This window comes from Cohnella algarum (assembly GCF_016937515.1).
In the GTDB taxonomy this organism is placed as follows: Bacteria; Bacillota; Bacilli; order Paenibacillales; family Paenibacillaceae; genus Cohnella; species Cohnella algarum.
On sequence record NZ_JAFHKM010000002.1, the window covers coordinates 2,479,849 to 2,493,378 of the forward strand.

At 50.3% G+C, this 13,530-nt stretch carries 18 protein-coding genes; all 18 read left to right on the forward strand.

The genetic code is table 11. The annotated features are described in order from the left end of the window. Positions 1 to 5: 5 nt before the first annotated feature. The 18 genes from JW799_RS11280 (at position 6) to JW799_RS11365 (ending at position 13,086) form a co-directional block, all read left to right on the forward strand. On the forward strand, positions 6 to 485 hold the full coding sequence (locus tag JW799_RS11280) for a hypothetical protein (protein ID WP_019007341.1): 480 nt from the start codon (positions 6 to 8) through the stop codon (positions 483 to 485). A gap of 72 nt (positions 486 to 557) precedes the next feature. Next, positions 558 to 941: a hypothetical protein gene (locus JW799_RS11285; RefSeq protein ID WP_205429861.1), complete on the forward strand. Its 384-nt coding sequence runs from the start codon at positions 558 to 560 to the stop codon at positions 939 to 941. A gap of 12 nt (positions 942 to 953) precedes the next feature. Then, the gene (locus JW799_RS11290; RefSeq protein WP_019007343.1) at positions 954 to 1,502 is read left to right on the forward strand and encodes a hypothetical protein; all 549 of its coding nucleotides are present in this window, start codon (positions 954 to 956) and stop codon (positions 1,500 to 1,502) included. Continuing rightward, on the forward strand, positions 1,489 to 2,463 hold the full coding sequence (locus tag JW799_RS11295; RefSeq protein ID WP_205429863.1) for a hypothetical protein: 975 nt from the start codon (positions 1,489 to 1,491) through the stop codon (positions 2,461 to 2,463). Before JW799_RS11290 ends, JW799_RS11295 begins: the two co-directional genes overlap by 14 nt. A 130-nt stretch (positions 2,464 to 2,593) precedes the next feature. Beyond that, a complete protein-coding gene (locus tag JW799_RS11300) occupies positions 2,594 to 3,742 on the forward strand; it encodes a stalk domain-containing protein (RefSeq protein ID WP_205429865.1) in 1,149 nt (382 codons plus the stop codon). Positions 3,743 to 4,125: 383 nt separating this feature from the next. After that, the gene (locus tag JW799_RS11305; protein WP_205429866.1) at positions 4,126 to 7,557 is read left to right on the forward strand and encodes a DUF5704 domain-containing protein; all 3,432 of its coding nucleotides are present in this window, start codon (positions 4,126 to 4,128) and stop codon (positions 7,555 to 7,557) included. A 175-nt stretch (positions 7,558 to 7,732) separates the two neighbouring features. Next, a complete protein-coding gene (locus JW799_RS11310) occupies positions 7,733 to 7,915 on the forward strand; it encodes a hypothetical protein (protein ID WP_240353239.1) in 183 nt (60 codons plus the stop codon). A 24-nt stretch (positions 7,916 to 7,939) separates the two neighbouring features. Next, a complete protein-coding gene (locus JW799_RS11315) occupies positions 7,940 to 8,131 on the forward strand; it encodes a hypothetical protein (protein WP_144938230.1) in 192 nt (63 codons plus the stop codon). Between the two features lie 171 nt (positions 8,132 to 8,302). Beyond that, positions 8,303 to 8,530 (forward strand): hypothetical protein, encoded by a 228-nt coding sequence (locus JW799_RS11320; RefSeq protein ID WP_144938233.1) that lies wholly within the window; start codon positions 8,303 to 8,305, stop codon positions 8,528 to 8,530. Between the two features lie 66 nt (positions 8,531 to 8,596). Beyond that, positions 8,597 to 8,803, forward strand: a complete 207-nt coding sequence (locus tag JW799_RS11325) for a hypothetical protein (protein WP_019007435.1) — start codon at positions 8,597 to 8,599, stop codon at positions 8,801 to 8,803. A gap of 37 nt (positions 8,804 to 8,840) precedes the next feature. Continuing rightward, the gene (locus JW799_RS11330) at positions 8,841 to 8,996 is read left to right on the forward strand and encodes a hypothetical protein (RefSeq protein WP_186328380.1); all 156 of its coding nucleotides are present in this window, start codon (positions 8,841 to 8,843) and stop codon (positions 8,994 to 8,996) included. 55 nt (positions 8,997 to 9,051) lie between these two features. After that, on the forward strand, positions 9,052 to 9,354 hold the full coding sequence (locus tag JW799_RS11335; protein ID WP_205429867.1) for a DUF7678 domain-containing protein: 303 nt from the start codon (positions 9,052 to 9,054) through the stop codon (positions 9,352 to 9,354). 88 nt (positions 9,355 to 9,442) lie between these two features. Further along, positions 9,443 to 9,769: a DUF6809 family protein gene (locus JW799_RS11340; protein ID WP_205429868.1), complete on the forward strand. Its 327-nt coding sequence runs from the start codon at positions 9,443 to 9,445 to the stop codon at positions 9,767 to 9,769. 52 nt (positions 9,770 to 9,821) lie between these two features. Beyond that, on the forward strand, positions 9,822 to 10,022 hold the full coding sequence (locus tag JW799_RS11345) for a hypothetical protein (protein ID WP_205429869.1): 201 nt from the start codon (positions 9,822 to 9,824) through the stop codon (positions 10,020 to 10,022). Between the two features lie 214 nt (positions 10,023 to 10,236). Continuing rightward, positions 10,237 to 10,755: a DUF6036 family nucleotidyltransferase gene (locus JW799_RS11350; RefSeq protein ID WP_225312648.1), complete on the forward strand. Its 519-nt coding sequence runs from the start codon at positions 10,237 to 10,239 to the stop codon at positions 10,753 to 10,755. A 15-nt stretch (positions 10,756 to 10,770) separates the two neighbouring features. Continuing rightward, positions 10,771 to 11,145: a hypothetical protein gene (locus JW799_RS11355; RefSeq protein WP_019007441.1), complete on the forward strand. Its 375-nt coding sequence runs from the start codon at positions 10,771 to 10,773 to the stop codon at positions 11,143 to 11,145. A 475-nt stretch (positions 11,146 to 11,620) separates the two neighbouring features. After that, positions 11,621 to 11,833 (forward strand): hypothetical protein, encoded by a 213-nt coding sequence (locus JW799_RS11360; RefSeq protein WP_205429870.1) that lies wholly within the window; start codon positions 11,621 to 11,623, stop codon positions 11,831 to 11,833. Between the two features lie 233 nt (positions 11,834 to 12,066). Continuing rightward, on the forward strand, positions 12,067 to 13,086 hold the full coding sequence (locus JW799_RS11365) for a tyrosine-type recombinase/integrase (protein ID WP_205429871.1): 1,020 nt from the start codon (positions 12,067 to 12,069) through the stop codon (positions 13,084 to 13,086). The last annotated feature ends 444 nt before the right edge of the window (positions 13,087 to 13,530 follow it).

A 13,530-nucleotide genomic window follows, 5' to 3' on the forward strand; every position in this document is an offset into this window, starting at 1 on the left:
GCACGATGAGTAATGCGCAAAAAGCGCTTGTGATGGCGGCAGGCATTTTCCTCGCCATTGCCCTTATTACGCTGGCTGTCGTTCTGTTTATTTCCGCGCAGGAATCGACCAAAGCGGCGCAAAGCAATTTCAGCAACATCCAGACGGAGCTGTCGCAGACGGCGTTTACCGTCTATGACAATACGCTCGTTTCCGGAAGCCAGGTTGTGAACGCGCTGCGCAAGTTCAGCGACCAGGATCAATTCGGCATTCAGATCGTGACAGGGAAAAACCCGGCCGGCCAATGGTACGGCAAGGTGCTCAATACGGGCGTTCCGATGGACAGCATTACGTACGGTTCCGTGGTGGGTCCTGCTCCCGGCCGGCTCGATCATACGGTAGACGAGGCGGACAGCAACTACGTGAACCCGAGCGGCAAGTTTCGGGCCCAGCTTGTCAAAGACAGCAGCAACGTCATTCGCGGCATCGTGTTCCGGCAGCAATAAAGAGACGGCGCCAATCCGCCGGTCTCATCTTGAAGCGCGGCGGGTTGGCTGTTTAGAAAGGAGGGTGCGCCGATGAGTCATTTCGTGCGCACGATGATCGACATGAGCTTCGCATGTCTCATCTTTGTCATGGCGGCTCCTGCCGGACTGCTGCTGTTCCAAAGCGGCGCTGCTGCGCTGGATACGGCTTATGTATCAGGAAAAGCGCAGGATCGCAACGTAATGCCGACCCCGATTACCGGAGACGGCAGCGTGTCCGGTGCGGAAGTGCTGCAAACGATCGCCCAAATCGGAGAAATAGGAATGGAGGTCGTGGTAGACGGTACACGGTATGCCCCATCGCTGGAGCGGGAAGATATCGCTGTTTCAGCCATTCGTCTGAATGGCCGATATGCTCCTTCCTATGAGCGCGGGCCAGATGGACAGCTTAAGCAAATCGTATTCGTGTCGCGGTGAAAGGGGTGTGTGATGAACAGTATTTTGAAAGTGTTCGCGGTGATCATCGCGATTCTTCTATTATATATTTTTCCGATCTCGGCCGCGTTTGACCAGCAAGACGACGTGTCGGAGCTGGTTGTCCTGCGGGCCACGACTTCGTTTGTCGATGCGGTCAGGGACAAAGGATTCATCTCCCCGTCCATGTATAACGATTTCTTGCAGGCGATACATGCAACGGGAAACACATTCGATGTGCAGATGGAGCACGGGCAAAAGCGATACATTCCGGTTTACGACGATCCGGCGCGTCCGGAGACGTTCCGGAACGAATACGAGGTTCACTTTGACCGGTTCTACAACGCGCAAATTCTCCATGTGCTGTTTCCGGACAGCGCGGCGGGCAAGGACGATCCGTCGCGCCGTTACAAGCTGCATGTCGGGGATATGTTTTATGTGGTGGTAAAGAACACGAACCGGACGAATGGCACGATCCTGCACGATTTTCTGAACAACGCCAGCAGCCCACATGAAAAAATCTTCATTCCCTACGGCGGGGCGGTGCGAAATGAAGATTATTAATTGGGCGATCGTCGGGGTATTGATTCTGCTTCCTTTCTATGTGATCAATCGGGCCGATACCGCAACGCAGCGCCGGATGATGATTACGGAGCTGCGATATGATGCCGCGCTGGATACGGCGGTGGACGATGCGGCGCGGGCGCTGCTGATCAACGTCAACGAACAGCAGGAAGCCCGGTATGAATCGGCTAAACGGGTGCGGGTGAATAAGGAGGAAGCGATCGATACGTTTTACCGGACGCTGTACATGAACTTTGGCGTTGCAGAAGACCCAATCGCACAGGGGGTTCTGAACCGCTACATTCCGGCTGTGATCGTCATTGGCTATGACGGTTTTTGGGTGTACGCCGAAGAAGAGTTTACGAACGCAGCCGGTGAAACGGAAATGCGTCCCGTATGGGGACCAAAGAAGCCATACGCATATGCCGATGCGCAGGGAAACAGCTTATCCTTCACGCTGGACGATTACGTAATTGCATACGAAGCCGGGAGCCGGACATGGCAGGAGGGCTTTCGCTCGGAAATCCAATCCTCGATTCCGTTGCTGCACAATGCGGAGTTGTTCGAGCAAGTGCGGCGCAGCAGGATTGTAAATGCGATTCAAAACGAACTGGCGTACCGGATCAACCGGCATAACCAGTATGCTTCACGCAACGGCATTTCCTATACGTTTACGCTTCCGACGATCAGCGAAGAGGGATGGAACAATACGGTGAACGATATCGGCGTCATGGCTTTTGTTCAGGGCATTCCGATGGGGCGGAAAACGTATAACAACTACGCGCTTGGCGGGAGCCGGGTGTTGAAAAAGCCGATTATTCTGGGGGCGGTTAAAGACGGCAGAAAGGTGTATTACCGCAATACCTGTGCGTTCCCGTACCCGGTGGAAGAAACGTTTGCCAGCGAAAAAGCGGCCGCGCAAAAAGGGTATATGCCGCTGTCATGCAGCAACCATCCATGAGCGATCGGCTCAAATCGGAATTCAAGCGCTACGGGGTGGACAGGTCGGCACAGGGATTATATGATGGAGGCACAACGTCGATTTTTTCCTGATATTCTCAATTATTCTCGAAAAAAGGAGTGAACCGGACGTGAAAAAATGGGTGATCGCCAGTTTGGCCTTGACAATGATTTTTGGTCTTATGACCGGGATCGCCAGCGCGGCAGTGAAAACCCCGACGTTTGTGAGCGTCGTCATGGACGGACAAAAAATCTGGTTTCCCGATGCGCAGGCTTTCATCGATGAAAACAACCGGACGCTCGTGCCGGTGCGCTTTGTGGCTGAAAAAATGAATGCCAAAGTAGGCTGGGAGCCGGATACGATGTCGGTTCCAATCGAACGGGGCGATCAGCGCATTCGGCTTACTATCGGCGAAAACAAAGCACTCGTCAACGATAAAGAAGTCGCTTTTGACACAAAGACGATCATGAGCGGGGGCAGAACGTTCGTCCCGCTGCGGTTTGTGAGCGAAGTGCTGGGCGCGGAAGTCAAGTGGGACGAAGCTACCGCAACCGTGCACATCAAAACAAAGGAAGATGCCGAGGGAAAGTACGATCAGTGGGGACGCCTGATTCGCACCACCAACCTTCCGAAAAATGCGAAGGACTATCCGTACATTTTGGCTGATGTTCCGAATGAAATGTACGAGATGAAGTACCCGTTTTCCCATCCCGATGTCAAGGAAAGGTCCGTATCGGCGGAGATGTACGCCAGTTGGCCCGAATTCAAGAAAGAAAACATTGACATCTGGATGGATCGGTTAAAAGCATTCGGAGCATTATGGCTCAATGTCGACTACAGGACGATTGATGACACATGGGCTGAGAAGGTGGCTGAGGTGCAGTCGGACGGCAATGTTGGGAAACTGAAAGCAGCTCGGGAATATGTCGATTGGGTAAAGGATAATCAAATTGTGATTGAGGGTTACCTTGATCCGGAACCTTCCATGATATATCAGGATGGATTCGGAGGGTATAACGTTCGGTCAAAGTTCAGGATCAAGTTTAATCATTTCAAACAGCACAAAACACTTGTTTATGATACCTGGTTTCCCGGTGACATGAAATTGGAGAATGACACATGGGTTCCTAACAACACCCCATTTGAAAAGGGAGTTTGGTACGAGGGATATTCGGATATTGTAATGGATACGAACGTCGGAGGAAATTGGGGAAAAACCTTAAAAGTGAGTCCGGGAGCGAGCCTGTTTTTTAATAGTATCATCCGAAAGGTTGATTAAAAATGAATAAAAGAATCAAATTGGGATTGTGCATGCTGCTGGCATGCACTTTTTTGTTGTCCTTTTTTTCCTATAGAATTTACGCGGAAGTTCCTAAAGTTCGAATTACTGGCGGGAAAATAACATTTAACATCACAAGTACGGCCGCTTCGTCAGGGATTCGATACAAAACGGTCGGTTGGACTGTGCGCAGGGAAGATGCGTCCATATGTACGTATGATTCCAAAGGCAAACACTGCGATCCGACCGGGCCAGGCTCCGCATCAATCGAAGGTCTGGAACAAGTGGATCAATATCCCCAAAATCCGGCGCCAGGAACACCGGTCACCACGTTCTTTGAAGTACCGGAGACGAGAGTAACGAAGGCTTTAACAGACAATGGATTGGAAGGCATCAAGCAGAATGATCAACTTTATCTATATGCCATCATGATTGTCACGCAAAACGGAAACAAAATCGGAGGGCCTTACTATACGCTGGACGGAATCAAGAAGGCGCAGCCATGGGCGCATCCTGACGATCTGGACGATTATTATGGCGTTCCGGTGACGTATGACAGTCCGGATTTTCCGGTCGATATCGTCTGTAAAACCGAAACGGGCGCCGTTATTCCGGATCCGGCGTGCACATTCCATAAAGGCGACTATAAAGCCGGGGAAGAGATCGAGCATACGTTCGAGGAAACATTCGAGTCAGGCGGCAAGTCGTATGAAATCGTCAGGTCGTATTTCGTATCCAAAAACAATCCGGGGAATAAAAAGTTCGTTCGGGAAAAGGGACAGGAAAATCTGCTCGACCGGCACATCAGTGTGTATTTAAGCGGAGCCGACATCATCGCCGAATACAAGGAACAGGACAATCCGGTCAAAGCCATTTACCAGAAAGAAGACGGCACTAAGCTGAAGGAAACGGACAAGGGTAAGTACGCGACCGGGGCGGAGGCCACCCATACCTTTGAACAGCAAATCACCGATAACGGCCAAACCTACGAAATTATCCGGTCGTATATTATCAACAACGATAAACCGGACACGAAGCAATTTATTCAGGAAAAAGGGGACCCGAAGCTTCGGGAACGATCGATCACCGTAGCGGCAGGCGGCTCCAACTTTGTCGGCATCTATAAAATCCCCTCCTCGGTGAATGTCACCTCCCGGATTGAAGCGCCGGATACGGTGGACAAGACGGTTGCCGAAGTGGACGGGGATTTTGTTTTTGAAGCCGAAGCGCTAAAAAATCTGAAATCGTACGAAATCACGGATATCCGAAATGCTGCGCTTGCACAAGACAGCGACAAAACCGGACCGCTCACCGGCACATCAGCCAGCAAAACGATCCCCATCAAAATCCCGTTTTCTTCCGGTTCCAGTGTGACGGTGCAAATGACTGTCGTCGTCAAAGATGTGGACGGGAATACCGGCGACTCCACAACGGACCATACGGTACGCAAATCGGATGGCGGAGATACGACTCCAGGCGATTCCAGGCAGGCAGAAGTCATGGATCCGGGCGCAACAGGCGTCATCAGGGCGGATCAGCGCGGCGCAGAGAAATTCGATGTGCTGAAAGGAATCCCGACCTCCGAAAGCCTGTATGTGAATGCCTTGTCGAAAGCGTATTTGTACCGGAATGAGTTTGTCGAAATATCCGGCACGCAGCAGTATCCGATTCAAGTGAGCAAAACGTACACGCTGACCTGGACAGAAACACGTTCCGGTCCTCCGGATGCGGATGGCAATCCGACTACGATAACCGTGCCCCGCTCGGACACGCAGACGGTGACCAAAAGCTATACGATCGAACGCAAATACAGCTATTGGGTCATCAACCGCCTTGAAGTATACGGCATTCAAAAAGCGACATTTGCCAACTATGCGCTGCCATCGGGAACGGTCACCGTTCAGCCGAACGTTTACACCCCGCCGAATGTTTCTGCGGCCCACGATGCTTCGCTGGATGCGCATATTACCCATCCGATCTACTCGAATGTGACGCTTCCGGGTCAGACCATTTCCGGAGGTTCCAGCCGTCCATCCGTTCCGAACAAGGATTGGAAAAGCGAGGCCGAGAAGGCGATTGGCAAGATCAAGGTGAAAAACGATTCGCTCGTCTTCAATGGAACGACGGTGATGGATAACCGGACGGTAGAGGAACAGGCTCCGGCGCCGGGAGCGATTCCGGCCCCGCCGATGATCGGACAGGATGTGCTGTACGAAAAAGGCTACGTGATCGATTCCGGCAAGGTAAACAAAGCCAACCAGCCAAGCTCGGGCACGATATTCTATTCACTCGTCAAAGGCATTAACGGCGGGGAGAATAAAACTTTTCCGATCAACGGGATCAACACCGTTACCGTGCATACACCGGTAGTCAACTATGCCTCCGTTTCGGACGACAAGGCGCATAACCAAAAGACGCAACCGACTGCCGGGCGATCGGCGCTCATTTTGGACCGGCCGTTTACCGTAACGGTGCCAACCAGCGGACAGCACCGGGACATTCCAGGTTACGGCAACCGGGACTATGCGAAGTACACGAAAGACAAGCAGGTCTGGTTCCCGTTTGACGTGTACAACGCCGACAAATCGACGTTCATTCCGAAAGAAACGTGGACGTCCATTCCGGTCGGACAGGCTCAAATGACGTTCTTCCTGCCGGTATGGGTCGACGAAGGCAACTATGACGTGCTGTTCCGCACCTTTGCGGAAAACAGCCCGCCGTCCTCTTTTGGCACACAGATGAACGCCAATATGGAGGTGGCCAATCACGTCGCCACGCAGGTTGTTCCGGTGGAGGTCATTGGCCGTCTCTATGATTTCCGCATCACCGACATCGCAGATTACAATTGGGAAACGGTATTCCGGACGCAAAAGGACAGCGCAGCGCCAACCGGAAATGCCTATTGGGTCGGTACGAAGGGGATTGACGGCGCGGCGCGGGGCAACCAGCCTCCGTTCGTGCTGCCGGTTCGTCAGGGCAGCCACCCGGAAGCCGGGAAGAAAAACGTGGCCGTGAAAACGGGGTATCATTTCAAGTTTGACGTCAAAACGAAAGGGAATATGTTCGGCTCGGGCGACGGCATTCGTATTACACCGACCTTCTATTTTGTGGACAGCAAGGGCAAGAACCGGCAGGAAGTTGATCTCTACTACAACTCCGGGAAAAAGAAGTTTATCCGGATCGGGTCGAGCGACGATGCGGAGCGGCGCAATATTACGCTGGATGCACGGCTGAGAAATGTGCCGCAGCAGGAGCTGATCAACACGGCAAACTCGCTGTGGAGTTTGAACGGCGGTTCCGGCACGAAGCAGGCGTATATTAACCAGTACCTGAAAGACGTCAATAAACCGACCTACGTCGGAGGATATGACATTATGCTGCTGCCGCCCCAGCTCCGGACGTTCTTAGGCAGCATGAACGTCCCGTCCGGCGTCGATGCGGCGCGCGCCAACGCTTCGGTGCAGAAGTGGTACGGAGAATACAGTCTGCCCGCCGCGCCGTATGTCGTGCCGAAAGGATTCAACCTGGCTGAGTACGGGCGCACGAACCGGCTGGATGATAGTTCGCCCATTTTCCTGAAGGACGGATTTATCATTGTCAACTTCAACATCGAGACGATCCGAAACCGGGATTTGAACAACCCGCATTTGCAGTACATCTATGGACCGCTGGACAATCAGTGGCAAATGGAAGGATTCCAGCGCAGCTTCACTGATCCGTACGGCGTGACGTTTCAGTTGAAGGACGGCGATATCGTTTTTTACCATGCCAACCTGTCCTCGTATGATGACTTCGGTACGGGTGGAACGCATTAGATCGGGTTTATTTTTCTCTTAATCACTTTACACGAAAAGGACTCCTGTACGCAGGGGTTCTTTTCGTGTCTATGGAGGAATGCGCATGTACGACATCCCGTCCGGCGGCGGATGCTTTTGTCCGGTCCAGCCGCCTGTTTGCTATGGAACGGGCTTGACGGAGGAGGGGGAATGGATGCCGTCACTGGAGGTCATATCCAAAGAGAAGAACGGTTTTGGCGATACGTTTTACTACATCCGGGATCAAAACGGCGTGACAATCCAGGTCTACGAAGGAGACCTGGAGGCGTTTATGAAAAAGAAAGGCGTTTTGGAGCTCAAGGAAGGTGTCTCGTTCCTGTATCCCAAGAAGAAATGATAAACCCCAGAAAGGAGCAGTTGCATGAGCTATGACCATTTCAAACGAAAAGTGCAAAAAGCGTATCCGGACGCTGCCCTCTCGTTTTCCTCCAATGGCGCCCAGCACATGGCGAAGGTGGAAGGGCATTTGATCCTTTACACGAACGCCGACAGCGATGCCATTTACGGTATGATGAACGGCGTTCCCATTGGCCGGGCGATCGGAATCGAATAACGAGCCAAAAAAACAAGATCGCCGGGTAGTCAATGAGTTTGGTAGCTACCGAAGCGTTTTTTGCAAAATGATAAGACGGAAAGATTCACTCCATATCGGGTAGAGTGAGCTTGAGAAGGATCTAATTCGGATTTCTCCATTGTGTTTTTAAGGGAACGGGGAGGTGACTCGATGAGCCAGTCCCAATTTCTATTCTTCATCGAAACGATGCCAATCAGTCAGAATGTCGTTCAATTGCATACCAAAGATAAATACGGCAACCCGGTTACCATTTATGTGCGCCGTGATCGATTTAACCAGTGGCAATGGCAATTTGAAACGCGTGCCGGAAAAAGTCTATGGCATAGCGGGGAACTGGATGAAATCCGAAATTATTGGCGGATTTTTTCTCTGCAATAAAGCCATGAAAGAAATGCAGGCTTTGAAGTTTTACCAATAAACATTGACCAGAAATGGAGGCGGGCGATGAAGAACCCAATTTCTTTGCCGAAGGATTGGATCACCGTGCTGGTCGTGTCTCATTGTGTTTCAGATGTAAATTTCCGTCGGGATCTTGCCGCTTTTGCGAGGGACAAAGGATACAATCCGCAATCCATCATGGATGCCACGGACAGGCAATTGGAACGGGCATTGCGCGGGGTGTTGAATGGCCAAGATTTCCGGATGGAATGACAGAGAAGCTTGAAACAGAAAGGAGGAGGTGAGTGGTGTGTTCAAATGTACCTGCGGCGGGATTTTTATGGTCATCAAAGTGGAGGAGTATCCGAAGCATTTGAGCGGAATGGAACGGCTGAATTATCCTCGTTCGTGCTCGGTAAAGTGCGACAAGTGCGGCATCATCAAAGAAAACCAGCCTTACGATTAAGAGGGACAGGATCGGTACAAACGGTCGTGTCCTTTTCATTTGGGGAGGGATGAACATGTCATTTCAAGAGAAGGGTCCATGGTTCATGGGCCGGTTGTTCGAAGGGGAAGTGGACGGATATTTTGTTCAGGCCCAAGTATTTTCAGAACCGTCCAAATACGGGATTGCCGAAGGGCGAATCAGCCGCCTGACTGTGTATCCGGATCGGTCTGCCGGATTCAACCGTAATCTGGCCAACTACGACCGGGGATGGGACGGCGGACCGCCGAACGACCGCCGCATACGCACGGTGGTGGAGAAAACGGTAAGTCATTTTGACGGTAAGAGCGTCGACTGGTCGTTCGAAGCACGGCGATAAAAGAAGTCGGTAATCGGGAAAAACGACTTGCTACACCGGGCGCAGAGAGGTAAGATCGACACACCTTCCGAGGAAAGGAGAAATGGGTGTGGATGGTGTACCTCCATGGTTGATCGCGGCTTTCCGGAAACGAATTGATGTGCTCGGCCAGCGCATGCGTATGCATCCAAGACATAGTACGGCATGGAAAGAAGTGTCCGAGTTGTTTGAACAGCTCAAGGAAACGTTCTCCGAAGAACAACACCGCCAGTTTGTGGAATGGGAGGACCGTTTTAGTTTTCAAGAGTCCATAGAAAAAGAGGAGATGTACGTACGCGGGTTTCTGGACGGGTTTCACATGTATGCCAGTCTAGATGAATTGATCCGCCAGATTCCTGTCGATGAAAGGTTCGGTAATGCGAATCCACCCCAATGATCGGGATTTACCACATATGGGTTTTGCACTTAAAAAGGGGGGATTCAGGGTGTTGACAAAGCTTCAAAAACGGACCGAACAACTGACATTGGAAGTGATGCGAAAACTGATGGCTGGAAGAAAGCCCTACAGCAAGGCGATACGGAACACAGCCAGCAGATCGAAGCGGATATTTTTCGATCTGGTCCAAAACAGCGGACTTCAGCAGGTGGTTGGAATTGTTATCTCAACTGGCCTCAAAGGATTAAGGTAAGATGTCTGCGGTTGAACAAATGGAAACATACAAATTGCTCATGCAAAATGCCCGCCAATTGGCGGGCATTTTGCATAGTCAGCATCTTTTCCCGACATGAATACCTGCGCCGCGTACAGGGGCAACGTTGGCCGCGACGTGCGGCAAATGTCGGGAACCGTTTCTCGCTTTTGAAATAAGTGCAATCGACTTATAATGAAAGGAGAAGATCATTTTGTTAAGTAGGTCGGCGATCATGAATTATTTGGAAGTGGTAAACGAGAGACTGAAACAGAAAGGGTTGCATGGGGAGCTGTGCCTGTTCGGAGGCGCGGTCATGTGCCTTGTATTCCATAGCCGGGAAGTCACCAAAGATATAGACGCCGTATTTGCGCCGACAAGTGAAATGTATACCATTATCAAAAATATTGCGGACGAATACAATCTGGAGCCGGATTGGTTGAATCCCGCAGTCAAGGGATACGTCTCCCGCAATCATGACGTTCGGCTATTCAAGCGTATGTCCAATCTGGCGATCTACGCGGCTACAGCGGAGTATATGTTTGCCATGAAATGTTTGGCCGCGCGAGGGTTTGAAAGCAAGGATCGGGAGGACATTCAATTTTTGGCGAGGTACTTGGGCATCCGGACGATGAACGAGGCGCTGGCAGTACTTGAGAAATTTTATCCGCAAAATCGGATGCCGCCTAGATCGCAGTATGTGCTGGAAGAACTTTTCGGCAACGGATTATAAAAGGATGGGGTAATTATGGAGTTGCGTGATATCGCGCATCTGACCAGTCAGAATGCAGGAAGCTTCGAAATTCATACCGGTAATTTTTTGGATGAATTTTATCGCAGCGACAATGAGAAAAGAAAACAAATGGTGGAACAGGAACCTGCCTTTTATCCGAACCTGGCTCCCCATATCCTGCCTTTTTTGGCGGGTATGGCAGAAAAGCTGTGCAACGATTACAATTTGGAGTGCCCGGCATGGGTTTATCGCCCGCAGTATTATTTGAAAGAGCCGGTGTTTTGGATGGAAGCTAAGGGCAATCTTCGACTGGTGTTGTTGGTGGAAAGCCCGATCGAGTTCAGACTCCGGAATATCTTCACCTCTGCGAATTCGTTAACACGGGTCTGAAGTTCTTTGGAGTGATGAAAACATGCCAGCGGCAGAAAAACTGGGTTTGATCATTTTCTATATCCTCGATGGTTCCCAAACGGTCGCGCAAGAGAAGAAGGATTCGGAGCATTATTTGGGAACAACGATTTCCTGACGTCGGCGATATGGTCAACATCCAATCGAAGATCAAGGAATTCGTGGCGCAATATAAGCAGCGGCACGATTATGACGAGTAGTTGGTGTCACCGGAAATCGGCCGAACTCTTCTTTCAGTTAATCGATAATTGTTCAAAACAAATATGATCAAACGTGCAAACGAAAGCCGTCCCGCTGGGGCGGTTTTGTTGTTTCACGTCTCAGGAGGCGAGCTGTTTGTTGAACCGTATTTTTTTCACATGCAGTTGTTGCGGGAAAACGATTAGGGTCGACCCGAGGATTTATGATCAGGTATACAAAGGACAGGACTTGTGTCTTTCCTGCAGGAAGAAATCGGATGGAAAGGGATGATCAGTTGGACCGGCAGTATGAATGTGGGTTAGTAGCGGACGGTTACCGGATTCGGGTTACGGTTTTCACGTCAGACCGATCGAAAGTAGAAGCATTGGCGCGGCAACGGGCATCGGAACGAATGAAGCAGGCATACGGTATCGAAAAAGCGCCGGCAGAATTCGTTGTTTTCGAGGTTACAGAAAAGATCCTTCATTAACAAAGAAGTGGCATACGCTTAATGCTTTCCATTGTCCAAGCGGGGAGGCGATATCGATGGTGAAGACACTTGTTTTCGGCGAATGCAACCATGAAGAGGATTTGGATGAACCATGAAGAGGAATTGACAGCATTCATGGACCGTTTTCAAACATAAAATTCCAGCTTCTTTTTACGAAATGTGCGATAACACATAAATCAGGAAAGCAACCACAACGGACGGAGGGATGAGCTATGGGCGGAAATGTAGTACGCATGTTTCGGCAAAACGAAACCGCGTACAAACGGCGCAGTAATGAATTGTACGATTCCGGCGCGTTTTCCGGGGCCGGTTACCGGCTGACCTGGGAGGAAGCCGTAAAATTGTTTATCCAAGCCCGCCGCGCGGAAACATCAAGCGATCATACAGTTAAGTTCGAACAAAGCAGTTTGGAATGCTACCGCCGAGTCTTGCAGGAACAGGAGATTGAGGCAGGTGTTTATGACGTCACGACAGATTTCCTGCGAAACAAGTTTATTATGACGATGGTGGAGAAGAAAGGCTACAAGCTCAACACCATCAACAACCGGATCAAGGCGATCAAGCGTTTCTTTTTATTTCTTCATGAGGAGGGCTGGATCCCGGACAACCCGGCGGCATACCTGAAAACACGGAAAGGCCACCAGCCAACCATTCAGTCTTTTACGGAGGAACAAGTCATCGCTTTGCTGAAGCAACCGGACCAAAATACGTTCACCGGTTTCCGGGATTATACCATGCTGTCCTTGATTCTCGATACGGGACTGCGCGTCGGGGAAATGACTAAGCTGAAAATGAGCCAGGTTGACTTGAAGGAAAGTCAGTTACTAGGCGTCATAGGAAAGAGCAAAAGGCCGCGCGACATTCCGTTTTGCGATGAGGTGCGCAAAATCTTGATCCGCTATATCAAGGCAAGGGGCGATATGAAATCGCAACACTTTTTTGTCACACTTGATGGCCGGCCGCTCGGCGTCCGGTCGTTCCAGGAAGCCCTTCGCCAGTATGGGAAAGACGCAGGTATTACCAACGTGCGGGTCAGTCCGCACACACTGAGACATACCTTCGCCAAAATGTACATCATGCATGACGGGGATCCCTACAGCCTGCAGGACATCCTCGGCCACACGTCGCAAGATATGGTCAAAAAATACGTGAACCTGTGGCGGCCGGAAATGAGAGATAAGCACACAAAATCGTCGCCGATGCGGCATTTGTACCGGGATGGTTTGTTGTAATTTTAGATAATTACTGTTTGAGGAATCAAAAGACTTTGGCTGTTTTGAGCGCCGCGGCAATCAGAACAGTCATTTTACATATCGCGATGTTTTTGGATTCAAACCATTATTTTTCATTTAAAGGCAGACATTTGCGAATTTTTCATACCAAGGTTGTCATATTACCGAAACAGCTGGCTCAGGACTATACGAACTTGAAGCTCCAGAAAAACGATGAATGCAATTAAAACTCCATAATTATCAGGTGATCTGATTCAAATCTTAGGGTTATTTAATGATCATTATTTCTTTTCGTGATTAATAATTCTGGATATTTCTCTAAATGTAAGTTTGATTTGGCCCGAAACCGATGGAGATAAATACTGTCCACAACGCGAGATGTACTTGTTTTTATCAAATTTTCCCTTCTATGAGGGGAGTTTCGATCCATATACATGAAACATA

Excerpts from the sequence above, each read along its gene's own strand:
- JW799_RS11360 (WP_205429870.1), top strand. The coding sequence starts at position 11,621 with ATGGAAAGGGATGATCAGTTGGACCGGCAGTATGAATGTGGGTTAGTA.
- JW799_RS11335 (WP_205429867.1), top strand. The coding sequence starts at position 9,052 with ATGTCATTTCAAGAGAAGGGTCCATGGTTCATGGGCCGGTTGTTCGAA.
- JW799_RS11355 (WP_019007441.1), top strand. The coding sequence starts at position 10,771 with ATGGAGTTGCGTGATATCGCGCATCTGACCAGTCAGAATGCAGGAAGC.
- JW799_RS11285 (WP_205429861.1), top strand. The coding sequence starts at position 558 with ATGAGTCATTTCGTGCGCACGATGATCGACATGAGCTTCGCATGTCTC.
- JW799_RS11365 (WP_205429871.1), top strand. The coding sequence starts at position 12,067 with ATGGGCGGAAATGTAGTACGCATGTTTCGGCAAAACGAAACCGCGTAC.
- JW799_RS11295 (WP_205429863.1), top strand. The coding sequence starts at position 1,489 with ATGAAGATTATTAATTGGGCGATCGTCGGGGTATTGATTCTGCTTCCT.
- JW799_RS11310 (WP_240353239.1), top strand. The coding sequence starts at position 7,733 with ATGCCGTCACTGGAGGTCATATCCAAAGAGAAGAACGGTTTTGGCGAT.
- JW799_RS11315 (WP_144938230.1), top strand. The coding sequence starts at position 7,940 with ATGAGCTATGACCATTTCAAACGAAAAGTGCAAAAAGCGTATCCGGAC.
- JW799_RS11320 (WP_144938233.1), top strand. The coding sequence starts at position 8,303 with ATGAGCCAGTCCCAATTTCTATTCTTCATCGAAACGATGCCAATCAGT.
- JW799_RS11280 (WP_019007341.1), top strand. The coding sequence starts at position 6 with ATGAGTAATGCGCAAAAAGCGCTTGTGATGGCGGCAGGCATTTTCCTC.
- JW799_RS11290 (WP_019007343.1), top strand. The coding sequence starts at position 954 with ATGAACAGTATTTTGAAAGTGTTCGCGGTGATCATCGCGATTCTTCTA.
- JW799_RS11325 (WP_019007435.1), top strand. The coding sequence starts at position 8,597 with ATGAAGAACCCAATTTCTTTGCCGAAGGATTGGATCACCGTGCTGGTC.